This is a genomic window from Pseudomonas sp. MF6755 (genome assembly GCF_016405635.1).
In the GTDB taxonomy this organism is placed as follows: domain Bacteria; phylum Pseudomonadota; class Gammaproteobacteria; order Pseudomonadales; family Pseudomonadaceae; genus Aquipseudomonas; species Aquipseudomonas haemolytica.
The window spans coordinates 39,112-63,387 of sequence record NZ_JAEKDA010000004.1 but is presented as its reverse complement, the minus strand read 5'-3'; the positions used below and the strand labels follow the sequence as shown (position 1 = coordinate 63,387).

Annotated in this window: 22 protein-coding genes; 5 read left to right on the top strand and 17 right to left on the bottom strand. The window is 61.6% G+C overall.

Going from position 1 to position 24,276, the window contains the following annotated elements; genetic code table 11:
* Nucleotides 1-38 precede the first annotated feature (38 nt).
* The 10 genes from urtA to cbiE form a co-directional block, all read right to left on the bottom strand.
* Nucleotides 39-1,304, bottom strand: a complete 1,266-nt coding sequence (gene urtA, locus JFT66_RS05920; protein WP_198858966.1) for an urea ABC transporter substrate-binding protein — start codon at nucleotides 1,302-1,304, stop codon at nucleotides 39-41.
* Nucleotides 1,305-1,550: 246 nt separating this feature from the next.
* Nucleotides 1,551-2,930 (bottom strand): PepSY-associated TM helix domain-containing protein, encoded by a 1,380-nt coding sequence (locus JFT66_RS05915; protein WP_233097029.1) that lies wholly within the window; start codon nucleotides 2,928-2,930, stop codon nucleotides 1,551-1,553.
* Nucleotides 2,931-3,069: 139 nt separating this feature from the next.
* On the bottom strand, nucleotides 3,070-5,130 hold the full coding sequence (locus JFT66_RS05910; protein WP_198858965.1) for a TonB-dependent copper receptor: 2,061 nt from the start codon (nucleotides 5,128-5,130) through the stop codon (nucleotides 3,070-3,072).
* Between the two features lie 93 nt (nucleotides 5,131-5,223).
* Complete coding sequence (locus tag JFT66_RS05905) at nucleotides 5,224-5,616, bottom strand: DUF2946 domain-containing protein (RefSeq protein ID WP_198858964.1); 393 nt, start codon at nucleotides 5,614-5,616, stop codon at nucleotides 5,224-5,226.
* Nucleotides 5,617-5,625: 9 nt separating this feature from the next.
* Nucleotides 5,626-6,108, bottom strand: coding sequence for a copper chaperone PCu(A)C (locus JFT66_RS05900; protein WP_034117503.1), 483 nt, complete (start codon nucleotides 6,106-6,108; stop codon nucleotides 5,626-5,628).
* A gap of 47 nt (nucleotides 6,109-6,155) precedes the next feature.
* Nucleotides 6,156-6,548: a DUF2946 domain-containing protein gene (locus JFT66_RS05895; RefSeq protein WP_034117504.1), complete on the bottom strand. Its 393-nt coding sequence runs from the start codon at nucleotides 6,546-6,548 to the stop codon at nucleotides 6,156-6,158.
* A gap of 97 nt (nucleotides 6,549-6,645) precedes the next feature.
* The gene (locus JFT66_RS05890) at nucleotides 6,646-6,933 is read right to left on the bottom strand and encodes an addiction module antidote protein (RefSeq protein ID WP_198858963.1); all 288 of its coding nucleotides are present in this window, start codon (nucleotides 6,931-6,933) and stop codon (nucleotides 6,646-6,648) included.
* Nucleotides 6,930-7,238 (bottom strand): type II toxin-antitoxin system RelE/ParE family toxin, encoded by a 309-nt coding sequence (locus tag JFT66_RS05885; protein ID WP_198858962.1) that lies wholly within the window; start codon nucleotides 7,236-7,238, stop codon nucleotides 6,930-6,932. The genes JFT66_RS05890 and JFT66_RS05885 overlap by 4 nt, the downstream gene beginning before the upstream one ends.
* Nucleotides 7,239-7,539: 301 nt before the next feature.
* The gene (locus tag JFT66_RS05880; RefSeq protein ID WP_198858961.1) at nucleotides 7,540-8,259 is read right to left on the bottom strand and encodes a cobalt-precorrin-6A reductase; all 720 of its coding nucleotides are present in this window, start codon (nucleotides 8,257-8,259) and stop codon (nucleotides 7,540-7,542) included.
* On the bottom strand, nucleotides 8,256-9,461 hold the full coding sequence (gene cbiE, locus JFT66_RS05875; protein WP_198858960.1) for a precorrin-6y C5,15-methyltransferase (decarboxylating) subunit CbiE: 1,206 nt from the start codon (nucleotides 9,459-9,461) through the stop codon (nucleotides 8,256-8,258). Before cbiE ends, JFT66_RS05880 begins: the two co-directional genes overlap by 4 nt.
* 38 nt (nucleotides 9,462-9,499) lie before the next feature.
* Here cbiE and cobG point away from each other — a divergent pair, with 38 nt between their 5' ends.
* The 5 genes from cobG to JFT66_RS05850 all read left to right on the top strand — a co-directional run bounded on the left by cobG (nucleotide 9,500) and on the right by JFT66_RS05850 (nucleotide 14,850).
* Nucleotides 9,500-10,846: a precorrin-3B synthase gene (cobG, locus tag JFT66_RS05870; protein ID WP_198858959.1), complete on the top strand. Its 1,347-nt coding sequence runs from the start codon at nucleotides 9,500-9,502 to the stop codon at nucleotides 10,844-10,846.
* Nucleotides 10,839-11,465: a precorrin-8X methylmutase gene (locus JFT66_RS05865; RefSeq protein WP_034117510.1), complete on the top strand. Its 627-nt coding sequence runs from the start codon at nucleotides 10,839-10,841 to the stop codon at nucleotides 11,463-11,465. The genes cobG and JFT66_RS05865 overlap by 8 nt, the downstream gene beginning before the upstream one ends.
* Entirely contained in the window at nucleotides 11,465-12,196 is a 732-nt protein-coding gene (locus tag JFT66_RS05860) for a precorrin-2 C(20)-methyltransferase (protein ID WP_153871499.1), read from the top strand. The genes JFT66_RS05865 and JFT66_RS05860 overlap by 1 nt, the downstream gene beginning before the upstream one ends.
* On the top strand, nucleotides 12,196-13,833 hold the full coding sequence (cobJ, locus tag JFT66_RS05855) for a precorrin-3B C(17)-methyltransferase (RefSeq protein ID WP_198858958.1): 1,638 nt from the start codon (nucleotides 12,196-12,198) through the stop codon (nucleotides 13,831-13,833). The genes JFT66_RS05860 and cobJ overlap by 1 nt, the downstream gene beginning before the upstream one ends.
* A gap of 237 nt (nucleotides 13,834-14,070) precedes the next feature.
* The gene (locus JFT66_RS05850; protein WP_034117513.1) at nucleotides 14,071-14,850 is read left to right on the top strand and encodes a hypothetical protein; all 780 of its coding nucleotides are present in this window, start codon (nucleotides 14,071-14,073) and stop codon (nucleotides 14,848-14,850) included.
* Here the strand turns inward: JFT66_RS05850 and JFT66_RS05845 are convergent.
* The 7 genes from JFT66_RS05845 to JFT66_RS05815 form a co-directional block, all read right to left on the bottom strand.
* A complete protein-coding gene (locus JFT66_RS05845; RefSeq protein ID WP_034117514.1) occupies nucleotides 14,847-15,443 on the bottom strand; it encodes a MarC family protein in 597 nt (198 codons plus the stop codon). The two genes, JFT66_RS05850 and JFT66_RS05845, sit on opposite strands and share 4 nt — an antisense overlap.
* 81 nt (nucleotides 15,444-15,524) lie before the next feature.
* Complete coding sequence (locus JFT66_RS05840; RefSeq protein WP_198858957.1) at nucleotides 15,525-18,296, bottom strand: hybrid sensor histidine kinase/response regulator; 2,772 nt, start codon at nucleotides 18,294-18,296, stop codon at nucleotides 15,525-15,527.
* Nucleotides 18,297-18,412: 116 nt separating this feature from the next.
* A complete protein-coding gene (gene purD / locus JFT66_RS05835; protein WP_153838766.1) occupies nucleotides 18,413-19,705 on the bottom strand; it encodes a phosphoribosylamine--glycine ligase in 1,293 nt (430 codons plus the stop codon).
* A gap of 96 nt (nucleotides 19,706-19,801) precedes the next feature.
* Nucleotides 19,802-21,409, bottom strand: coding sequence for a bifunctional phosphoribosylaminoimidazolecarboxamide formyltransferase/IMP cyclohydrolase (purH, locus tag JFT66_RS05830; protein ID WP_034117517.1), 1,608 nt, complete (start codon nucleotides 21,407-21,409; stop codon nucleotides 19,802-19,804).
* A gap of 81 nt (nucleotides 21,410-21,490) precedes the next feature.
* Nucleotides 21,491-21,811 (bottom strand): DNA-binding transcriptional regulator Fis, encoded by a 321-nt coding sequence (fis, locus tag JFT66_RS05825; RefSeq protein ID WP_002555375.1) that lies wholly within the window; start codon nucleotides 21,809-21,811, stop codon nucleotides 21,491-21,493.
* Nucleotides 21,808-22,821, bottom strand: coding sequence for a tRNA dihydrouridine synthase DusB (gene dusB / locus JFT66_RS05820; protein WP_034117518.1), 1,014 nt, complete (start codon nucleotides 22,819-22,821; stop codon nucleotides 21,808-21,810). The genes fis and dusB overlap by 4 nt, the downstream gene beginning before the upstream one ends.
* Before the next feature lie 185 nt (nucleotides 22,822-23,006).
* Nucleotides 23,007-24,272, bottom strand: coding sequence for a DUF3426 domain-containing protein (locus tag JFT66_RS05815; RefSeq protein WP_198858956.1), 1,266 nt, complete (start codon nucleotides 24,270-24,272; stop codon nucleotides 23,007-23,009).
* Nucleotides 24,273-24,276: the final 4 nt, after the last annotated feature.

Here is a 24,276-nt window from a genome sequence, read left to right as displayed (position 1 = left end):
GGAGCAAGCCCCCTCCCACATTTAGACCGAGCCGGGCTTTAGTTGCTCTTCACGGCGTAATCCGGCTTTTTGTCATTGCCCGGAATGTAAGGGCTCCACGGCTGCGCGCGAATCGGCGCTTCGGTTTGCCACACCACCGAGAACTGCCCGTCCGATTGGATCTCACCGATCATCACCGGCTTGTGCAGGTGATGGTTGGTCTTGTCCATGGTCAGGGTGAAACCCGACGGCGCGGCGAAGGTCTGGCCGCCCAGGGCTTCACGTACTTTGTCGACGTCGGTGGACTTGGCTTTCTCGGCCGCCTGCGCCCACATATGGATGCCCACGTAGGTGGCCTCCATCGGATCGTTGGTCACGGCTTTGTCCGCGCCCGGCAGGTTGTGCTTCTTGGCGTAGGCTTTCCAATCGGCGACGAACTTCTGGTTCGCCGGGTTCTCCACCGACTGGAAGTAGTTCCAGGCGGCGAGGTTGCCCACCAGCGGCTTGGTGTCGATGCCGCGCAGTTCTTCTTCACCCACCGAGAACGCCACCACCGGTACATCGGTGGCCTTCAGGCCCTGGTTGGCCAGCTCCTTGTAGAACGGCACGTTGGAGTCGCCATTGACGGTGGAGACCACTGCGGTCTTGCCGCCGGCGGAGAATTTCTTGATGTTGGCGACGATGGTCTGGTAATCGGCGTGGCCGAACGGGGTGTAGACCTCTTCGATATCTTTGTCTGCCACGCCTTTGGAATGCAGGAACGAACGCAGGATTTTGTTGGTGGTGCGTGGGTACACGTAGTCGGTGCCGAGCAGGAAGAAGCGCTTGGCACTGCCGCCTTCTTCGCTCATCAAGTATTCCACCGCCGGGATCGCCTGCTGGTTCGGCGCTGCACCGGTGTAGAACACGTTCGGCGACATCTCTTCACCTTCGTATTGCACTGGGTAGAACAGCAGGCCGTTGAGTTCTTCAAACACCGGCAATACCGATTTACGCGACACTGAGGTCCAGCAACCGAACACCACGGCGACCTTGTCCTGGGTCAGCAGCTGCCGGCCTTTTTCCGCGAACAGCGGCCAGTTGGAGGCTGGGTCCACCACCACCGGTTCGAGCATCTTGCCGTTCACACCGCCCTTGGCGTTGATTTCGTCGATGGTCATCAACGCCATGTCTTTGAGCGAGGTTTCGGAAATCGCCATGGTTCCGGACAACGAATGCAGGATGCCAACCTTGATGGTCTCGGCGGCCTGCACGGTCCAGGTCAGGCCCATGGCAACAATGGATGCCGACAAAGTTAAAGCCTTGATCAAGCTACGACGCTGCATGGTGTGATCTCCGTGAACTCAGCACTGTTATGAGGGGCAAGTTGAGGAGGTGATTGCAAGCGCTGTGCCGAGTCGGAAAAAGGCATGAAATGGTCGCTCCGCCCGCGGCTGTAAGGGGGCGGCGCACCAGGAAAAGGCAGGTCGAGGTGCCAGGTGCGTGGCTGTGCGCTACAACGGGGCGCGCTTAAGGCTTGCGCATCAGGCCGATAAAAACAGCCCGCCAATCGCTCAGCACGCGCGTACTGCTTATTCCCCGCAGTACGGCGCTGCTCTTTTGTTGCGCCAGAATGACCAAGCGCCATCCAGGCAACCGACCACAATCAAGGAGGCCCCCACCAACGGGAAAATAATCGCCAACCCCAGCATGATCACCATTGCGGTTTTCCACTTCGGCACGTCATGGCGCAGCGGCGGCACACCCAGCCCACCCTGTGGCCGACGCATCCACCAGATCACCACGCCGCTGACCGCACTGAGCAGGATCATCAAGCAGATCAGCAGCACGGTCAGTTGGTTGACCCAGCCGAACATCTTGCCCTCATGCAACATCACTCCGGTTTCGGTGGCGCGGGCGACGGCGTTGTAGTGTTCCCAGCGCACATCGGCGAGAACCTTGCCGGTGTACTGGTCCACATGCAGGGTGGCGTCGTTGCGGGGGTCATTGGCGAACACGGCAACGGTGAACACGCCGGTGGCGGTGGTGGGGAAGGTGATGCTGTAGCCGGGCTCGACCTTGCGTGCGTGGGCCAGGTCGACCACCTGTTGCAGGCGCACGGTCGGCGAGGCAGGGCCCGCGTGCATGGCGCCATGGTTCATGTGTTCGGCATGGTCACCGGACATCGGCATCGGCGTGTTTTCCAGAGCCCAGGGCACGGTTTGCTGGCTGGCCGTATTGAGCATGCGCGCCTGCTGGTCGGACTGCGGCACGTTGGTCCACATCGCTGCCGGAAAGGTGTTCCACAGCTCGGCGTATTGCTTGCCCCAGAAGCCGGTCCAGGTCATGCCGCTGAGCAGCATCACCAGCAAAAAGGCCGCGCCCCAGAAACCGGCGACGGCATGCAAGTCGCGCCAGAACAGCCGGCCACGGCTATTCAAACGCGGCCACAGCACACCCGCCGATGACTTGCCACGCGGCCACCACAGGTACAGCCCAGACACCACCAGCATCACGCCCCAGCCGGCGGCGAGTTCGATCAGGCGATCACCCAGGGTGCCGATCATCAGCTCTCCATGCAGGGCGCGGACGATGGCTTGCAGGTTGTATTTCGCGTCCTGTTCGCCGAGCACGGTGCCGCGATAGGGGTCGACGAATAGTGTGACTTCGCGCCCGTCCTTTTGCATGACGAACTGTGCGCTGCTGGTGGCGTCGACCGGGGGCAGGTATTTGCTGATCGCGGCCTGGGGGTAAGCGGCCTTGGCCCGTTGCAGTTGCTCGTCGGCGCTCAGCGCGTGCTCGGCGGCGGGCACCGTGAGCAGGTCGGCGTACATCAACGGGTCGAGCTGGGGTTTGAACAGGTAGATGATGCCGGTCAGGGCCAGCATCACCATGAACGGTGCGACGAAGAGCCCGGCGTAGAAGTGCCAGCGCCAGGCCAGGTTGTAGAAGGAAACTTTTTGAGTAGTCATCAGGTGCTCCGCAAGGCTTTAGTTTTTCTGGACCAGTTACACCGCCATCGGGAGCAAGCCCCCTCCCACATTGAATGTGTTCACACATCAAAATATGTGAACCCGATCAAATGTGGGAGGGGGCTTGCTCCCGATGCTTTTAGAAGCTCATATCGACTTTGGTCCAGAGGGTTCGACCGGGCTCCTTGATGGCCTGCGGGTCATTGGCCGGGTAGCCGAACCCGGCGTTACCGGCCAGGTTCAAGTGTTCGGCGTAGGCCTTGCCGAACAGGTTGTCGACGCCAGTGCTGACCTTGAAGTTTTTATTGATGCGGTACGCTGCGTTCAGCGAGAACACGCCGAAGCCACCGCTCTTGTCGTAGTCTTTGCCGACCACGTTGCCCTTGTTCGGGTCGATGCGGTGCTGCGCCGCCACCACGCGCCACAAGGCGCCGGCACTCCAATCGTCTTCGCTGTAGGTCAGGCCGAAACGTGCATCCAGCGGCGGCATCTGCGGCAGGGCCTTGCCATCGCTGCTGTTCTTGCCCCAGGCGTAGGCGAGGCTGGCATCGGCTTTCCAGTTCTGTGTCAGCTTGTAGGCCGCGCCCAATTCGCCGCCCATGATGCGTGCGTCGACATTGCGCGCCTGGGAGGTGGTGCCCATCATGCCGGGCCTGTAGTCAAACAGGATGAAGTCGCGCACCTGGCCGATGTACCCCGAAGCCCAGGCTTCCAGGTCGGCCGATTTGTATTGCGCGCCAAAGTCGAGCTGGGTGGTTTTCTCAGGCTTCACGCCGTCGAAGGCGTTCACCGAGCCGACTGCGCCGGTGTTGGGGGAAAACAGTTCCCAGTAATCCGGGAAACGTTCCGCGTGGCCCAGGCCCGCATAGAGGGTGGTGGGCGTGTCTGCCAGGTCGTGCTCGTAGCGCACAAAGCCCGAGGGCAAGGTGTCGGCGCGGGTATTGTCGGCGGTCGGGTTCGGGCGGGACATCATTCCCGAGCCCGTGCGTTGGCGGAAGTCCTTGGCCGAGGCGCGGTCCAGGCGCGCCCCGGTGATCAGGCGGTCATTGTCGGCGGCGTACCAGGTCAATTCGCCAAACACACCGTAGTTGTGGAAGTTGGCGTCCTTGTTGCGCGGCAGGTCCTTGTAGGTGTCGATGCCCATGCTGCTGCGTGCACGGTGTTCGTTGGTCTGTGCATCCACGCCGCCGATCAGTTGCACATCGGCCCAGCGCCAGGTTGCCTTGATGCGTGCGCCGAGGGTGCGGCGGTCGACATTGGAAGCCATCGGGCCGGCCATCATGCCGGTGCCCGAGGGGACGCGCAGGCTGTAGTTGTCCATCACATGGTCGGCGTAGTTGTAGTAGACCTGGGCTTCGACCTTGTCCAACACCTCGCCGATATTGGACTTCTCGAAACGCAGGCCCAGGCTTTCGCGCAGGAACTGCGAGCCGTCCATACCGCGCCCGGCGTAGCGTGCTTCGCCATCGCCACGGCCTGCGGTGAGTTCCAGCAGGGTGTCGGCGTCGGGGGTGAAGCCTACGGCGACATCGCCGTTCCATTTGTCGTAGCGCGAGGCGACCGTCTTGTTGTTGCCGTCCTTGTAGTCGTCGGCATGAGCCTGGTTACCGATCACCCGCACGTAGCCCAATGGCCCACCGGCAGCGGCGTCGATGACCTTGTCGAAGCGCCCGTTGGAGCCGGCCAATACACTGGCGTTGACCCGCGTGCCCAACTCGCCGAACTGCTCGGGTTCACGGTCGAACAGGATGGTGCCGGCTGACGCACCCGGGCCCCAGAGCACGGTTTGCGGGCCTTTGATCACGGTCAGCTTGTCGTAGGTTTCCGGCGAGATGTACGAGGTGGGCGCATCCATCCGTCCCGGGCAAGCGCCGAGCATCATGCTGCCGTTGGTGAGGATATTCAGGCGTGAGCCGAACATGCCGCGCAGCACCGGGTCGCCATTGGTGCCGCCGTTGCGCACCAGGGCGAAGCCGGGGATGGTTTTGAGGTAGTCACCGCCATCGCTGGCGGGCACCGGTTGGCGTGGGTCTTTGGGGTTGGTGATGACCGTCAGCGGTGAGCTGGGGGCAATCGCGGTGATCACCGTGGGGCTCAATTCGTGATCCTCAGCCTGCGCGTGGGGCGCCAACAAGGCACCACACAGAACGGCGAGCACGGGGGTACAGCCCAAACGGGTGTCAGCAGAAAACCTGGACATGAAAAATTCCATCAATCAATCGTAAACAACACGGCCAGCAGCCTGCGGCTGTCTGTCTAAAGTCGGCCGGGGTGAAGTAAAGGTGTGGGGTGCTTACGAAGCGATGGGTGGTGCACGGCTGCGGGCGCCAGGGAAGATGCTCTGCCGGGCATGCCCCAGGCGGGTGGCGGGTGTGAGGGCATTGGCCGGCGGCGGGGTGCCGAGGCTGACGTAGGACACGCTGCCGGGCAGTGCGGGGCAACTGAAGAGCAGGCTGCAATAACCGCATTTTTCCCAGAGCACGTGGTGCTCGTCGGGAGCTTTGCTGTGTTGCGTTTGTTCACCATGGCAGCTGGGCATGTCCATGAACATACCGGCGTGGTGATCCATCGGCATCGCTTGGGAAATCAGCGGACCGATAAAAATCATCAGCATGGCGAACAGGCTGATCCAACTGCCGCGCATCAGGCGACGGTGCGGAGACAACCTGGCGCGAGGGGCGCCCATCGGTTTGGCTTACTGGGCGTGCATATGCTCGTGGCCGGCCGTCGGCGGCGCTTTCTGCACCGATACTTCTACGTCGACCTTGCCGGCTTTCTCGAAGGTCAGGGTCAGTGGGAACTGCTTGCCATCAGCCAACAGACTGCGGTCTTTAAGGCCCAGCAGCATCACGTGATAAGCCATCGGTGCGAAGGTCAGGTCACCCTTGGCGGGTACGGCCACGCTCGGCACTTGCTGCATCTTCATCAGGTCGCCCTGCATCACATGCTCATGCAGCTCGGCCTTGTCTGCCACCGGCGTCTCGACACTCAGCAGGCGATCCGGGGTAGCCCCAGTGTTATGAATCACGAAGTACGCCGCGACGGTCGGCGCATTCGGCGGCAACTCCTGGGACCAGGGGTTGCTCACCAGCAAGTCGCCGGCCTTGTAGTCATCGGCATTGGCAGCACTGAACACCGGCAGCAACAACGCAGCCAGAAGCAGGGAAGATTTAAGCATGGCAGTTCTCCAGAACGGTTCTAAACGCAGTTCGCTTGCGAAGAAGATCAGACCGTCGGAGAGGCGCGCGGGTTAAGGCTCGGCCATTGCTGGCGCGGGGTGGGATTTTGCAATGAAGGGGCAGGCAGGCTTTGCACCGCATCGAACCGCGTCACATACAACTGCGGCACATGCCCCGGCAGCGCCACCAACGGCGCCGAGCCCGAGCAACACCAGCAATGCTGCATGGCCGAGTGATCGTCTTGCGGTGCCGGAATATCCAGCTTGCCCAAGGCAATGGCTTTCAGGCTGGCGCCATTGGAAGAACAGAAACTGCCCCACAGCAATTGCTGCACCGGGTCCTGGGATTGCTGCATCGCACTGGCCAACGGCATGGCAAACGCATTGAACAACACTGCAAGGCAGGCGATCCAGGCAATTGCAAAGCGTTGACGGGCCATGGCGGATAATCCGTAGGGTTAATCGATCAGGTGGGTATTTAGCCTGATCGGGGGGGAGAAGTAAAAAGGGGCGGTGTGGTTTGGTGTCGCAGTGATATCAGATCGATGTGGCATGAAGCTTAAGGCCCAAAGCTTTCATCACTTTCATGATAGTCCCGAATTCGGGATTGCCAGTTCTGGAGAGGGCTTTGTACAAGCTTTCACGTCCAAGGCCGGCATCGCGGGCTACTTGGGTCATACCTTGGGCACGGGCGATGTTGTTTAGGGCTGAGCGAATAAGCAATCCGTCACCTGAGTCTTCTTCGAAAGAAGCTTCAAGATACTCTGCCATGTCCTCCGGGGTTTTGAGGTGCTCGGCTATGTCGAAATCTTTAAATTCAGTCATGGCTCACTCCGTTTTCCAAATTCATCTGCAATTTGTTTTGCGCGGCGGATATCGCGCTTCTGCGTCGACTTTTCTCCCCCTATTAACAACAGGTAAACCACCTCATCTATACGCGTGAAATACACTCGGTATCCGAGACCATGATGGATGCGCATTTCCGAGATGCCATTACCTACTGGTTCACAGTCGCCGAAGTTGCCCCTCGTTGCGTTATCCAATCTTGTCAACACACGACCACGGGCAGGTTTGCCGCGTGGCGAATCAAGCCATTCCTGAAAATGGTCGGATCTCTTGAATCGAATCATCGTCGATCGTATTCCTTGGGATACAGAATGGCAATGGAATGCGCTGTAAAAACAGTTCTTCCCTATTGCGGGTGCTGAGGCAAAACCAGGAGAGGTAAGATTAGGACCGGGGCTTTTGGCTGAACCAGCCAGATGGTTCGGAAGGGTTTGTAAGATGGGTCGCCTTCTGAGGGCGCAGGCAAGCAATTAGGGTTCGGCTAGCTATTGGTATGTGCAGAAATTTCCGACAGGGCTTTGAGGTCGGCCTAGGAACCTCAATCCCTAGTCTCCATACACTGCTCCCACATGGGATAACTGGTGTCTAGAGAATAGTGATTGCCTGTAGCACCGCTGACACTGCTGTGAACTCCCGATCCACCGCCGCCAGCACCGGCCGCTTCAACACCAACACCGGCACCCCACGCTCACGCGCCACTTCCAGCTTAGGTTCGGTGGCGGTGCTGCCGCTGTTCTTGCTGATCAGCACATCAATCCCGCGCCGTTCGAATAACGCCCGCTCGTCCTCGATCAGAAACGGCCCACGCGCGCCTATCACTTCACACCGCTCATTCCCCGGATAAACGTCCAGTGCACGCAAGGTCCAGAACTGCTCGGCGGGGATCTCATCGAGATGCTGCAAGGGTTCGCGGCCCAAGGTGAACAAGGGACGCTTGAAGGGTTTGAGCGCTTCGATCAACTCGGCCCAGTCAGACACTTCCCGCCAATCATCGCGCACCTGCGGCTGCCACGCCGGGCGCCGCAACGCCCAGCACGGTACGCCGCATAGTCGTGCGGCCTGGGCGGCGTTATGGCTGATCTGTGCCGCATACGGGTGCGTGGCATCCAGGATAAGGCTGATACGTTCATGGCGAACAAACTGCGCCAATCCTTCAGCGCCACCATAACCGCCGACACGTACTTGGCACGTGAGATCAGTAGGCACACGACCCACACCCGCCAAACTGTAGATATGCTCCGGCCCCAAGGTTCGGGCAATCGCCAGCGCTTCGGTCACGCCACCCAGCAGCAGAATTCTCTTCATAGCGGCTTGATTACTTCCAGCAGCGTGATCGGCAACGCCTGTCGCCAAGTATCAAACTCGCCCAACGGTTGCGCCTGCGCCACATGGATACGCGTCAGTTCGCCGCCATGCTCGGCGCGCCAGTTCATCAAGGTCATTTCGCTTTGCAGGGTCACGGCGTTGGCGACGAGGCGGCCGCCGGGGCGCAGGTGTTGCCAGCAGGTGTCGAGTACGCCTTCACGGGTGACGCCGCCGCCGATGAAGATGGCGTCTGGGGCTTCGAGCCCGTTCAAGGCTTGCGGGGCGGTGCCGCGAATCAATTGCAGGCCGGGCACGCCGAGGGCGTCGCGGTTGTGTTCGATCAGGCTTTGGCGGCCTGGGTCGGCTTCAATCGCCAGGGCGCGACAACTCGGATGAGTACGCATCCATTCGATGCCGATGGAACCGCTGCCCGCACCCACGTCCCATAGCAATTGGCCTGGCATCGGTGCGAGGCGAGCGAGGGTCATGGCGCGCACATCGCGCTTGGTCAGTTGGCCGTCGTGCTTGAAGGCCGAGTCGGGCAGGCCGGCGAGGCGCGACAGACGTGGTGTATCGGTATCCGCCACGCAGTCGATGGCGATGAGGTTCAAATCGGCCACCGAAGCGTGTTCCCACGACTGCGCCAGCCCGTCGATACGCCGTTCGTATCCGCCACCCAAGTGTTCAAACACGGTCAACCGGCTGGGTCCAAACCCGGACTCAACCAATAGCGAGGCAATCGAAGCCGGGCTGCTGCCGTCATTACTCAACACCAGCAAACGCACACCACTGGCCAGATGCGCATTGATCGCCGCCAATGGTCGGGCCACCACTGATAAGGTCACCACCTCCTGCAACGGCCAGCCCAAGCGCGCCGCCGCCAACGACACCGACGAAGGCGCGGGCAAGATCAACAGTTCTTGCGCCGCCACCTGCCGCGCCAGGCTGGCGCCCACGCCATAGAACATCGGGTCGCCGCTGGCCAGCACGCACACCGGCTCCCCACGCCGGGACAACACCGGCTCCAGGGAAAACGGGCTCGGCCACACCTGGCGCTCGCCACGAATACACACCGGCAACAGGTCCAACTGGCGCTGCCCGCCTATAATCCGCGAGGCGCGCAGCAGGGCATGCCGGGCATTCCTGCCCAGGCCCTTGAAGCCGTCTTCACCAATGCCTACAACCGTCAGCCAGGGCGACATATGAATTCCTTGAACGACATCCGACGGGCAGGCTTTTCATGCCGCCGGACAAAGCAGGCATAATACCGCGCCTTTACCCGTCAACCGGTAGCCCCGTGAACCCAACGCCCGCTGTGAATACCTTGCGCCCCTCGGCTTGTCCGGGGTTGCTGCGTATTGTCCAGGCGTTGGACGGCGGCATTTGCCGGATCAAATTGGCCGGTGGCTCGATCAGCGCCGCCCAGGCCCATGCCGTGGCAGACGCGGCCCAGGCCTACGCAGGCGGGGTGATCGAGGCGACCAACCGCGCCAACCTGCAGATCCGCGGGATCGGCGCCGAGCAGGAGGCTTTGATCGCCATACTGCTGGCCGCGGGCCTTGGCCCGAGCAACGCTGCCGGTGACGACGTACGCAACCTGATGCTCAGCCCCAGCGCCGGTATCGACCCACAGATGGGGTTCGACACCCGCCCGCTGGCCGCGCAGATTCTCGCCACCTTGCAAAACCATACGCGGTTCCACGAACTGTCGGCCAAGTTCGCGATACAGCTGGATGGCGGTGAAGCCCTGGCGATGCTTGAGCATCACCATGACCTGTGGCTGTCGGCGTTTATACGCAATGGCCAGACGCTGTTGGCATTCGGCCTGGCCGGCTGCCCGGGGCTGGATGCGCCCGTGGCAGCAGTGCCGTTGGAGCACGGCCATGCACTGGTGGTGGCGGTGCTGGAAGCCTTTCTCGACCTGGCGACGCCCGAGCAAACGCGCATGCGCCATCTGGCTGTGGATAACTTACTGAGCCGCCTCAGCCTGCCGCTGCTGCCGGTGGAGGGTTTCCAACGCCCGGCCAGCGGCGCGTTGCTGCACCTGGGAAGTTATCCACAACCGCAGAAAAATCAGTTCTACGTCGCGGCAGTCGCGCCATTGGGCCGCCTGGATCCGCTGATGCTCAAGGGTGCCGCGCAACTGGCCAGCGAGTACGGCGACGGGACATTACGCTTCACGCCCTGGCAGGGCGTACTGCTGCCCAATATTGAACGCCCTGGCACCGTGACCGAACGCTTGGCGCAATTGGGCTTTCTCTGCTCAATCGACCAACCCCTGGCCCGTATGATCGCCTGCACTGGCTCCAGTGGCTGCGGCAAAGGCCTGGCCGATACCAAGGCCGACGCGGTGCAACTGGCCGCCCTGCAACCTGGTGTTGAAGTGCACCTGTCCGGCTGCCCGCGCTCCTGCGCCGCTGCGCACACCGCACCGGCCACCTTGCTGGCGGTAAGCCCCGGCCACTACGACCTCTATTTTCGCGACGCAGCCCAACCAGGTTTCGGCCGGCTGCACGCGCGCACTCTTTCCATTGAAGCGGCGGGCGCCTTGCTGCGCGCTCGCCCACGGAGCAACACCGATGATTGATTACATCCGCGACGGTCAGGAGATCTATCGCAACTCCTTTGCCATTATTCGCGCGGAAGCCAAGTTGGAGCGCATTCCGGCTGACCTGGAAAAACTCGCGGTACGGGTGATTCATGCGTGCGGCATGGTCGAGGCCATCGATGGCCTGCAATTCTCCGCAGGCGCGGGCAAGGCCGGGCGTGACGCATTGGCCGCAGGCGCACCGATTTTGTGTGATGCGCGGATGGTCTCCGAAGGCGTGACCCGTGCGCGCCTGCCGGCCAATAACCCCGTGATCTGCACCCTGCGCGATGACAGCGTGCCGGAGCTGGCGCGTACGCTTGGCAACACCCGTTCCGCCGCCGCCCTGGAACTGTGGCGCCCGCATCTGGAAGGCAGTGTGGTGGTGATCGGCAACGCGCCGACCGCCTTGTTCTACCTGTTGGAAATGCTTGATGCCGGCGCGCCGAAACCGGCGTTGATCCTCGGTTTCCCAGTAGGGTTTGTCGGCGCCGCCGAGTCCAAGGCGATGCTGGCGGCGGATAGCCGTGGGGTGCCGTTCGTGATCATGCAAGGGCGCCTGGGCGGCAGTGCCATGGCCGCCGCCGCCGTCAACGCCTTGGCCACGGAGGTCGAATAATGCAAGCACGCGGACGTTTGATCGGCCTGGGCGTCGGCCCCGGCGACCCGGAACTGATTACCCTCAAGGCCCTGCGCCTGCTGCGTGAGTCGCCGGTGGTGGCGTACTTCGTGGCCAAGGGCAAGAAGGGCAACGCCTTCGGCATCATCGAAGATCACCTGGTGGCGCAGCAAACCCTGATGCCGCTGGTGTACCCAGTGACTACCGAAGTACTGCCGGCGCCGCTGTCCTATGAACAAGTGATCAGTGACTTTTACGACAACGCCAGCCTCGATGTGGCGGCGCACCTGGATGCGGGCCGCGATGTGGCGGTGATCTGCGAAGGTGATCCGTTCTTCTACGGTTCCTACATGTACCTGCATGACCGCCTCGCCGAGCGCTACGAGGCCCAGGTGATTCCGGGTGTGTGCTCGATGCTCGGAGGCGCTTCGGTACTCGGCGCGCCGCTGGTATATCGCAACCAGAGCTTGTCGGTGCTCTCGGGCGTATTGCCCCATGACGACCTCAAGCGCCGCCTGGCGGATGCCGACGCTGCTGTGATCATGAAGCTGGGGCGCAACTTCCCGAAGGTGCGCCAGGTGTTGGAAGAGCTGGGCCTGGCCGAGCGTGCGTTGTATGTGGAGCGTGCCACCATGGCCAACCAGAAGATCGTGCCGTTGGATCAGGTTGATCCGGCGTCTTCGCCGTATTTCTCGCTGATCATCGTGCCCGGTGAAAGGTGGCAAGGTTGATGACCCCGGCGATTGTGATTCTGGGCCAAGGCAGCCTGGCAACGGCGCGCAAGATCCAGCAGGTTTACCCCGGCGCACTGATCCACGGCCTGGCCGCACGGGTTGAAGGTGCCGACCAGAGCTACAGCGAATTCGGCGCGACGCTGCGCCAGCTCTACCAGCAAGGCTCCCCGCTGATTGCCCTCTGCGCTGCCGGCATTGTGATCCGCACCCTGGCACCGCTGCTGCTGGAAAAGGGTGAGGAACCCGCCGTGCTGGCCGTGGCTGAAGACGGCAGCGCCGTGGTGCCGCTGCTTGGTGGCCTGGGCGGTGTGAATGTGATGGCGCGGGACATCGCTGCGGCACTGGGCGTGGCCGCCGCCATCACCACCAGTGGCGAGTTGCGCTTCGGCACTTGCCTGCTCAACCCGCCGGCGGGTTATCAACTGGCAGACATTGAGTTGGGCAAGCGCTTTGTCTCGGACCTGCTGGCGGGTGAAAGCGTGCGCATCGAAGGTGCCGCGCCATGGCTGGACCAGGCCAATCTGCCACAGGATCAACAGGCGCGCCTGGCGATTCATGTGGGCAGTGCCGAGCGCACACCTGCAGCCAATGAACTGCTGATATATCCGCAGAACGTCTACGTCACCTGCAAGCCCGGTGCGCAGTTGGCCGAACGTGTGCGTACGGCGTTACATGAAGCGGGTATCGCCGTGCAAGCCTTGGCCTGCCTGTTGGCCAGCGACCTGCAGATGGCCGATGCTTCATTGCATGAGGCCGCGTTGGCGTTGGGTGTACCGCTGCGTTTTGCTCAGGTTTCGCCCATTGCGGACGTCAGCATTACCGTGGCCGAGCAACCCTTGGACCTGTCACTGGTTGGCCGCCGCCGTGGCCGTCTCGCGGTGATCGGCCTGGGCCCAGGCGCCGCCGAGTTGATGGTGCCGGCGGTCAAGGCAGAACTGGCGCGTTGCACGGACGTACTGGGTTACGAAACCTACGTGCGCATGGCGGGGCCGTTCCGTGACGATCAAGTGCAACACTGCACCGACAACCGCGAAGAAATGCAGCGTGCTCGCCATGCCTTCGAGCTGGCCTCGCAAGGGCGTTCGGTGGTGGTGGTGTCGTCCGGCGACCCGGGCGTCTTCGCCATGGCTGCCGCAGTGATCGAGGCGTTGCACGAGTCCAGCGACCCGGCCTGGCATCAGGTCGACCTGGAAATCCTCCCGGGGGTTTCCGCCTCCCTGGCCACTGCCGCTCAGGCTGGTGCACCGCTGGGGCATGACTTCTGTGTGATGTCGCTGTCGGATAACCTCAAGCCCTGGTCGATCATCGAAAAGCGCCTGGACCTTGCCTCCCAGGCCGACCTGGCCCTGGCGTTCTATAACCCGATCTCCCGTTCGCGGCCTTGGCAACTGGGGCGCGCCCTAGAGATTGTCGCGCTGCATCGCACGCCCGAGACGCCGGTGGTGTTGGGCCGCGATATCGGTCGCCCGGGCCAGACGCTGCGTGTCACTACCTTGGGGCAACTCACGCCCTCGCAAGTGGACATGCGCACCATGGTGTTGATCGGCTCGTCCACCACCTGCACATTCCCCCGTGCCGGTGGCGGTGAGTGGGTGTATACGCCGCGCTGGTACGGCGACAAACCCGCCAGCTGAAAACGGCCCATCAGGCTGCAAGAAAGCTCCGAATGACCCAGGGATTCAACTGGCGTTGTTCGGGGCTTTTTCTTTTTTATACGCTGAAAAACGCGCGCCCCTTGGCCGTGCCTTGTCATTGCTGGGCGGTGGTTTTGTGTGGGGGCGGCCAAGGGATGTTTGTCGCATGGAAAACCCTCCCTGCACTGGACTAGGGTGGTAGCAAGCCCCATGTGGGGTGCTTGTGGAGAACTGGAAATGGAGCGACATCACAGAAGGATCAACAGTACCAAGAGGCGCAAGTTGATTGCCGCCTACAAATTGCCAGGCGCACCCGGAAAGCAGGCGGCTTTACCGCTGGACTCCGACGACGATTGCAATGCGGCCGTGGTCAACAACGGTGTGATTTCATTTGCCGAAGGGTTGTCTGCGTTGAATCGGGAGTACATCCGCAAAAGTTACCTGCTGGCCAGCAGTTATGTGAGTGATGTGCTGAAGGTCCAGCGGGGCAGCGAGGCTTGGTACGACGAATTTATCAAGGTCATGATCAGCCTTGGCTGGTTTCCGGTGCGTAGCCGCTTTGAGCGGATCTCGCGTGCAGGCAAGGGTCTGACGGTGCAACTGGCGGCCCTGAATATCATCGCCGCGATGTTGGCGACGACGGCGCTGTCTGGGCCATTGCTCACCGCGCTGCCCAAGTTGGCCGCTGATGCGCTGGAGGCATTGAAGCGGCAACCGGCGTCTTTCGACCTGTTCAAACGTAACTGCACGGTGCATGAGGGCGGCGATTTCGGCCTGGCCTCCTGCGCGGAAAACGACGGTGAATTGATGATGGTGCTGGTGACCTACAGCACCCACGGCGTGGACAAACATCTGGGCTTGCCCTTCCTGGAGTGGGACAGCTCTTCGTTCGAGGCTTTCAGCGGGCAGACCTGCCTGGTGTTGAATACCTCGGTGGTCAATGAAAAAACCATCCAAATGATGCGCGAAAGCGCCGGTGACAAAGTGCAGTTGGCCATTGCCAAATACCGGATCTAAGGCACCAGATAGCCGCGCACGCCGGTAAAGATGATTTGCGCGGCCAGGGCGCAGACGAACAGCCCCATCAGCCGGCTGACAATCTGCAAGCCCTGGTCGCCGAGAATGCGTTCGATACGGTTGGACAGGTACAGCACCACGCCCACGGTGAGGCTGGCCAGGGTAATGCTGAGGATAGCGGTGAGCTTGTCATCCCAGTGTGGTTGGCTCACGCCCATCACCAGCAATGCGCCGATGGTACCGGGGCCCACGGTAAGAGGGATGGTCAGCGGCACGATGGTCACGTCCTGCTGTACGTTGTCGGTCTGCACCGCCGACTTGCCCTGGGCCATGCCCAGGGCGGAGATAAACAACACACTGCCGGCGCCGATGCGGAACGCGTCCACGGTAATGCCGAACACGCTGAAAATCACCCGGCCGAACAGGTAGAGCAACACGCTCGATACCAGGGTCGCCAGGGCGACTTTCCAGGCCAGGCGCCGGCGCTCTTTGCTGGAATAACCACGGGTCAGGCTGATAAAGCAGGACAGCACAAAGAACGGGCTGTAGAGCACCAGCATCTTCAGGTAAACGCTGAATAACACATGGAGCATGGGCGCGGCTCGCGGGCGGGAAAGTGTGGAGAGTCTATCAGGCGACGCGAATCAAATGTGTGTGTGGGCTTGTATTCCAAGTCAGGAAGGCGCGTGCTCCGGGCGTTGTTGGCGCTGCGCCACCCAATAGTCCACCAGCTCACGCAACTGCGACAACTCCACCGGCTTGGCCATATGCCCGTCCATGCCGGCCTGGCGTGCGCGTTCTTTATGTTCCGAGAGAATGTGCGCCGTGAGCGCTACCACCGGCGTACGCACGCGTTGGTGACTGACTTCCCACGCCCGCAGCTGCTGGGTGGCGGAGAAACCATCGAGGATCGGCATCTCACAGTCCATCAATACCAGGTCATAGCGCTGGGCTTTCATCGCTTCCAACGCTTCTTCGCCATTGCTGGCGGTGTCCGGGTTGAGATTGAGTTTGCCGAGCATGCCGCGAATCACTTTGGTGGAGATGCTGTTGTCTTCGGCTACCAGGATGCGGAAATCGCTGGGCACGCTCACGGCTGCCGGTGCGCTGGGTGCCGGGCGTGCAATGGCGGCGCCTTTGTTGCGCTGCGCCAGTTCATCGGCCAGGGTGGTCTTGAGGGTATAGCCGGCCACCGGTTTGGCGAGGATGCGCTTGATCCCGCAGTTGCGCGCAATGATCTTGCTTGGCGCGTTGCTGATACCGGTGAGCATGATCAGCAGGATGTCGTGGTTAAGGCTCGGGTCTTCCTTGATCTTGGCGGCCAGTTGCATGCCAGTCATGCCGGGCATGTTCTGGTCGAGCAGTACCACGTCGAAGTAATCACGCAAGTGCGCCTTGGTTCGCAGCAGGGCCAGGGCTTCCTTGCCGGAAGGCACGGCGCTGACGTTCAGGCCCCAGGCCGTGCATTGCTGTACCAGCACTTTGCGGCAGGTGTCGTTATCGTCCACTACCAACACGCGAGCATCCTTGAGCGGGCCGTCGAGGTCGGACGTAGGATGTTCCAGGCGTTCCGGGTCCAGCGGCAGGGTCAGCCACAGGGTGCTGCCCTGATGGCTGCCGCTCTTTATACCGAATTCGCCGTTCATCAACAGGATCAACTGGCGGGCGATGACCAGGCCCAGGTGGCCGCTCAAGCGCGTCGCCGACAGGAAGTTCTTGCTGTGCAGTTCACTGTGCAGCAGGGCGTCGCGCTCGGCGGCTTCCATGGGCAGGCCGCTGTCTTGCACGGCAATGCGCAGGCGCGGCTTGCTGCTGCGCTCGTCGAGTGCGACGACGATCAGCACTTCGCCCTCATCGGTTTTATGCAGGGCATTTTCCAACAGGCTCAGCAGCGCCTGGCGCAGGCGCGTCGGATCGCCACTGATCACCCGCGGCACCTGAGGCTGGATAAAGCTGATCAGTTCGACATTCTGCTGCTCGGCCTTGGCGCGGAAGATGCTCAGGCAGTCGTCGATCAACGCGTTGAGGTCGAACTGCACATCATCCAGTTCGATCTGGCCGGATTCGAGCTTGGAGATGTCGAGGATTTCGTTGATCAGGGTGAGCAACTCGTTACCGGCGCTGTGGATGGTCTGCACATAGTCTCGTTGCTTCACCGACAGCGGCGTGCCCAGCAGCAATTCGGTCATGCCCAGTACGCCGTTCATGGGCGTGCGAATTTCGTGGCTGATCTTCGCCAGGAACTCGGCCTTGGCGGCGATTTCGGCATTGCTGGCCGCCAGGTCGCGGCTCAGGCTGAAGCGGGTTTCGACAATCGCGCGCTGGCGCTCGCCGAGGGCCAGGCTCATCAGCAGGCCGCTGAGGCAGATAAAACCCAGCAAGGTGACGATCAAGCCTTGCGGCGCCAACAGTGTCAGGCCGAGCAGGGCGGGGAGGATGATCAGGGTGCCGATGTTGAACACCACCATCGCCGCCACGAACAAGCGCGCCGGGCGGTAGCCTTTTTGCCAGTGGTAGGCCGACACAAACAACATGCTCAGGCCGGCCAGCGCCACCAGGGCATAGGTGATGATGTTCAGCGGCAGGGTATTGACGAACAACAGCAGCAAGCCGCACAGCACGATCAGCAGGATGTCGGCCATCAACACTTTGTTCAGCGGGTGCGGGCCCAGTGGCATGAAGAAACGATAGGCATACATCAGCCCGCAGGGGGCGGTCAGTAGCAGGGCGAGGTACGCGCCTGGCGTCTGGATCGCGTGCCAGTTCGGCAGCCACGGCCCCACCAGGTTAAGCAATAACGCCAGGCTGAGCATCAACAGAAATTCGCAGGCGGCCAGCCACAGGCTGCTGCGTGAGCGGTGGTAGGCGAAGCGCGTAAGGTTGTGCAGGATCAGCATCAGCAGCACGCCAAACAGCAGGCCGTAGATCAGCGTCTGGTTCTGGTTGGCGGCGGCCAGTACCGCGGGTTCCAGGGTGATGTAGGGGCGCAGCTCGTGTTCCGAGACCAGGCGCAGATACACCTCAAGGGGCCGTTGGCTCTGGGGCATCGGCAGCATGAAGTCGCTGCTGGGCAGCGGGCGTTCAGCCTGGGGTTGGCGTGTGCCGGTGGTTTGCTGCTCGACCAGGGTGTCACCGTCCAGTACATACAGGCTCAGGCTGGACAGGTCCGGGGCGAATACCCGCAGCACTTGTTCGTGCTTGCCGGGCTGCAATCTGAAGCGCACCCACAACGCACCGTCCGGCTGCGCGGCAGTGATCCGGTCCAGTTCGATGGGGCTGAATTGATTGGTATAGCGGGCGGAACGGATGTCGCTCAGTTGCAGGTCGGCCTGTTCATCAAGCAATACTGCCCAACCAATGCCTTGCGCGGCGGCCTGGGCCGGGAGCAAGCAGAGCAGGGTCAGTAGACTGACAGTAAAACCTATGGCGATCCTGAGCCAGCGCACGGCGAAATCCCTTCGTAGGTTGATGCACGGGTTAACTATGCGCGGGGCGATATGTGTACGGCAAGGGCCAAAGGCCCTTACCTAACCGAACGGATAGCTACTTGGAGTGTAGCCGCTCAGCTGTTCTCACCACGTTCACGGGCAATGGCGCGATAGCCGATGTCAGTGCGGTAGAAGCAACCTTTCCAGTCGATTTTCGCAGCCAGCGTGTACGCCTGCTGTTGTGCGGCATCGACACTGGCACCCATTGCGGTGGCGCACAACACGCGGCCACCTGCGGTTACAACTTTGCCATCCTTGAGTGCGGTGCCTGCATGGAACACCTTGCCTTCCAGCGCGGCGGCCGCGTCCAGGCCTTCGATCTCATCGCCCTTGGCGTAGTCGGCAGGGTAACCACCGGCCGCCAGCACAATGCCGACGCTCGGACGTGGGTCCCACTGCGCTTCGACCTTGTCCAGCGCCTGGGCCAGGGCAGCTTCCACCAGCAGGACCAGGCTCGACTGCAGACGCAGCATCACCGGTTGGGTTTCCGGATCGCCAAAGCGGCAGTTGAACTCGATGACTTTCGGGTTGCCGGCTTTGTCGATCATCAGGCCGGCGTAGAGGAAGCCGGTGTAGACGTTGCCTTCGTCGGCCATGCCCCGCACCGTTGGCCAGATCACCAGGTCCATGACGCGCTGGTGCACCTCGCTGGTCACTACCGGTGCCGGCGAGTAGGCACCCATGCCGCCGGTGTTCGGGCCGCTGTCGCCGTTGCCGACACGCTTGTGGTCCTGGCTGGTGGCCATGGGCAGCACGTTCTTGCCGTCGACCATCACGATAAAGCTGGCTTCTTCGCCGTCGAGGAATTCCTCGATGACCACACGGGAACCGGCGTCACCAAAGGCGTTGCCGGCGAGCATGTCGCGCACGGCGTCTTCGGCTTCCTGCAGGGTCATGGCGACGATCACGCCTTTACCGGCAGCCAGGCCATCGGCCTTGATTACGATCGGTGCACCTTTTTCACGCAGGTAAGCCAGGGCTGGCTCGATCTCGGTGAAGTTCTGGTAGTCGGCAGTCGGGATCTTGTGGCGCGCCAGGAAGTCCTTGGTGAAGGCTTTCGAGCCTTCCAACTGGGCGGCGCCAGCGGTCGGGCCGAAGCAATCCAGGCCACGGCTGCGGAACAGGTCAACGACGCCGGCCACCAATGGCACTTCCGGCCCGACGATGGTCAGGGAGACGTTCTGCTCGGCAAAATCTGCCAACTGTTCCAGGGCCAATACGTCGATGGCGATGTTTTCGCACTTGGCTTCAATGGCAGTACCGGCGTTGCCGGGTGCTACGAAAACTTTCTGGACGCGTGGGTCCTGGGCAACTTTCCAGGCCAGGGCGTGTTCACGGCCACCGCTGCCAATGATCAAAACATTCATTTCAAAAACCTCGGATGAAGCAAATTCTGTGAGGCGCCGCAAGTGCGCTTTATGTGGGAGGGAGCAAGCCCCCTCCCACATTTCGATCGAGTTGGATCAGTGGCGGAAGTGGCGCATACCGGTGAAGACCATGGCGATGCCGGCTTCATCAGCCGCTGCAATCACTTCGGCATCACGCATCGAGCCACCCGGCTGGATCACGGCGGTCACGCCCGCTTTCGCGGCATTGTCCAAACCATCACGGAACGGGAAGAACGCATCGGAAGCCATCACCGAACCCACTACCTGCAAACCGGCGTGCTCAGCCTTGATCGCGGCGATACGCGCCGAGTTCACGCGGCTCATCTGGCCCGCGCCGACGCCGATGGTCTGGCGGTTCTTGGCGTAGACGATGGCGTTGGACTTGACGTACTTGGCCACTTTCCAGGCGAAGATCAGGTCGTTGATCTCTTGCTCGGTCGGGGCGCGCTGGGTCACCACTTTCAGGTCCTGGCTGCCGATCATGCCGATGTCGCGGCTCTGTACCAGCAGGCCGCCATTGACGCGCTTGTAGTCCCAGGCAGCGGCACGCTCAGCCGACCATTCGCCGCAGGCCAGCAGGCGCACGTTGGCCTTGGCAGCGACGATGGCGCGGGCTTCTTCACTGACGCTTGGGGCAATGATCACTTCGACGAACTGACGCTCGACGATGGCCTTGGCGGTCTCGGCATCCAGTTCGCGGTTGAAGGCGATGATGCCGCCGAACGCCGATTCGGTGTCGGTGGCGTAGGCCAGTTCGTAGGCCTGGCGGATGCCGCCTTCTGCATCCGGGCTGACGGCCACACCGCACGGGTTGGCGTGCTTGACGATTACGCAGGCTGGTTTGACGAAGCTCTTCACGCATTCCAGCGCGGCATCGGTGTCGGCCACGTTGTTGTAGGAAAGTTCTTTGCCTTGCAGCTGGGTAGCGGTGGCGATGCCCACTTCGGCAGGCTTGGCTTCCACGTAGAACGCCGCGCTCTGGTGCGGGTTCTCGCCGTAGCGCATTTCCTGGGCCTTGATGAACTGGCTGTTGAAGGTGCGCGGGAACTGGCTGCGGCCTTCAGTGCTCAGGGTGTCGGCTGCCTGGTTCACGGTGCCCATGTAGTTGGCGATCATGCCGTCGTAGGCCGCGGTGTGTTCGAACGCCTTGAGCATCAGGTCAAAGCGCTGGGCGTAAGTCAGGCCACCGGCTTTCAGGCTTTCCAGCACCTGGTCGTAGTCGCTGGCGTTAACCACGATGGCCACGTCTTTATGGTTCTTGGCGGCCGAGCGGACCATGGTCGGACCGCCGATATCGATATTTTCGATGGCGGTCGGCAGGTCGCAGCCTGGCTTGTTGATGGTGGCTTCGAAGGGGTAGAGGTTAACGGCCACCAGGTCGATCGGCTTGATACCGTGCTCGTTCATGATGGCGTCGTCGATACCGCGACGGCCGAGGATACCGCCGTGGATTTTCGGGTGCAGGGTCTTGACGCGACCGTCCATCATTTCTGCGAAACCGGTGTAGTCCGCCACTTCTACTGCGGCCACGCCGTTGTCCTGCAGCAGTTTGAAGGTCCCGCCCGTGGAGAGGATTTCCACACCCAGGGCTTCCAGCTCCCGGGCAAATTCGAGGATCCCGGTCTTGTCGGAAACACTGATCAAGGCACGGCGGATCGGCAGGCGGGTAGTCTGGTCGGTCATTTCAATTTCCATCAAAAGCAAAGGAGTCAGCAAAAAAGGCGACCGTTTTTACGCGGGCGCCTTTCTGGTTTGATTGAATGCTTACAGCAAATCGTACTGCTTGAGCTTTTTACGCAAGGTGCCACGGTTGAGGCCCAGCAGCTCACTGGCTTTGGTCTGGTTGCCCTTGACGTAGTTCATCACGCTTTCGAGCAAGGGCGCCTCGACTTCGGAGAGCACCAGGTTGTACACGTCCGTGACGGAAGCACCCTCAAGGTGGGCGAAATAATTGTGCAGCGCCTTCTCGACACTCCCGCGAAGGGTCTGGCCTTCTTCACTGGGCGTGTTGAGGTGCTGTTTCAAATTGACGTTGTCGCTCACGGGTGTTGTTCCACTCACTAAAGTCTCGGTCATCATCGTCATGCGGCCACCCCTTCTCCATCCCCTGTTCCCAGGCTCTTGTCACGTTCGGCGAAGAACTCACGAACGGTGGCGACCTGTGCCTGCGTTTCATCCAAACGATTGAACTGAGCGCGGAATTCCTTGGCGCCCGGCAAGGTGGCGAGATACCAGCCGACATGCTTGCGAGCAATGCGTACACCCATCACGTCCCCATAGAAGGCGTGCAGGGCGGCCAGATGCTCTAGCAGAATACGTTCCACCTCGACCAACTCCGGTGCCGGCAAGACTTCGCCGGTACGCAGGAAGTGCTCGATCTCACGAAAAATCCACGGTCGCCCCTGGGCGGCCCGGCCAATCAACAAGCCATCGGCACCGGTTGCGTGCAGCACGCGCCGGGCTTTCTCGGCTGAGTCGATGTCGCCATTGGCAAACACCGGCATCGACACGGCCTGCTTGATCGCGGCAATGGTGTCGTACTCGGCTTCACCGGTATAAAGGTCGGCGCGGGTACGGCCATGTACCGCCAGCGCTGTAATCCCGGCCTGTTCAGCGATCTTCGCCACCGTCAGGCCATTCTTGTTGTCCCGGTCCCAGCCGGTACGAATCTTCAGGGTCACCGGCACATCCACTGCGCCAACGACGGCCTGCAGGATCTCGGCAACCAACTGCTCATCTTTCAACAAGGCGGAACCGGCAGCCTTGTTGCAGACCTTCTTGGCCGGGCAGCCCATGTTGATATCAATGATCTGTGCACCCAACTCCACATTGGCCCGGGCTGCATCCGCCAGCATCTGTGCATCACCACCGGCGATCTGTACCGAGCGTGGCTCGGGATCACCTTCGTGGATCATGCGCATCCGCGACTTGCGGGTGTTCCACAAACTCATGTCGCTGGTAACCATTTCAGAGACTACTAGACCCGCGCCCAAACGCTTGCACAACTGACGAAAGGGCTGGTCGGTGACGCCCGCCATCGGGGCGAGGATCAAGCCGTTCTGCAATGTGTATGGGCCGATGCGTACCGCCGACATAGGACTTCCCTGTTGTGGGGCCGGATCATTAGAGTTCGAAAAAGGGTTGGCATGATACCCGCTCTCGATGACTGGTTAAAGGCTGAATTGGATAAAATCTGAACAGTTGCTTTTTTATCGCCATCGGTTTGGTCGACGGCGGCAAAGTCAATAATCCACCGTCAAACCTCGGTATGTGCGTTGCTTCACTCTGGCGAATGGAAGCTTAGGCTGTAGTTCACGGCCTTGTTGCCTGGATCAAGGATGTCCAGGGAGATGTGGATCGGCGTCTGCGAGGGCATTTCGCTGACGCCGGCCAACTCGCCACTGAGATACTCGGCAGGTTTGAAGCGACGACTGGCAATCAGGCTGCCATTCAAATCCGCAAAGCGCAGCTCCAGCAGTGGGAAGGGCTGGGAGAAGGTCGCGCGGTTATAGAGGATCGCATCCACCACCAGCGCGCCGGCGAATTCGGGGTGGCTGCGCACCACCAGATTGCTGCTCTTGATATGGGCGACATCGACCCGCGATGGCACGGTACAACCCAGTTTCGGGCACAGCTCCTGGAACCATGGGCGGTAGGCGTCCTGGCGGGCCAGGTCATCGAATTGGTAAGCGATGTACTGGCCTGCCAGGCCGGCAGCCGCGAGTACGATGAGCGTGATCCAGATCAACCGGCGGCCCCAGCCTGACGGACGTTTCTGCGCATACAGGTGCAGAGGGTCGTCTTCCAGGTCGTGGAGCAGGTCGTCGTGCACTCCGGCTTCCGCGCGCGGGCGCTTGCGGCGTGACTGCAGGGGCTCTTCGGGTTCGGGCATATCCCGCGCGTCGGTGACAGGTGTCAGCGGCGGGTCGAGGTCGTCATCGCCAGGGGCAGAACGCAGCGGTGGTTCGTCATCGAGTTCGTCGGTGTGGGCCGACATGGACGGTTCGGTGCGCTGTTTGGACGCAGGTGTCTTGGCCGGCTCGGGCAGGTCCTCAGGGGGCTGCGCGCGCTCCTCTGGAGGGGCACTGAACAGGCTGGCAGCCCACTTTTCTTCCTCGGCCTTGGCCGTATCGCGGCTTGCGCTGAGGGAGTCTTCCTTTTGCCGGCGATCAGCACCCGGGTGGCGACGTTCCGCGCCTGGCGGCTGGGTGTGCTGAATCTCACGACGTTCCAGCTTGGCCAGTTCTTTGTCCAGGTCCAGGTTATCCAGGTCCAGCTCTTCGGCTGTCCATTGCTTCTGGCTGATTGCCCGCGGTGGTTGTGCAGTTGCTTCGCCAGCCGGTTTGACGGCTGGCTCGACGATAGCCGGCCGCTCAGGTTGCGGCGCAGGCGTGTGGTTGCGTTGCTCCAACAACTGGCGAGCGGCGTTGAACACTTGCAGGCACGAGCCGCAGCGCACCACGCCACGGGCCACGTTCAACTGGGCGTGGTTGACGCGAAAGCGAGCTTGGCAATGCGGGCACTGGGTGACGAAACTGTCGGTCATGCGG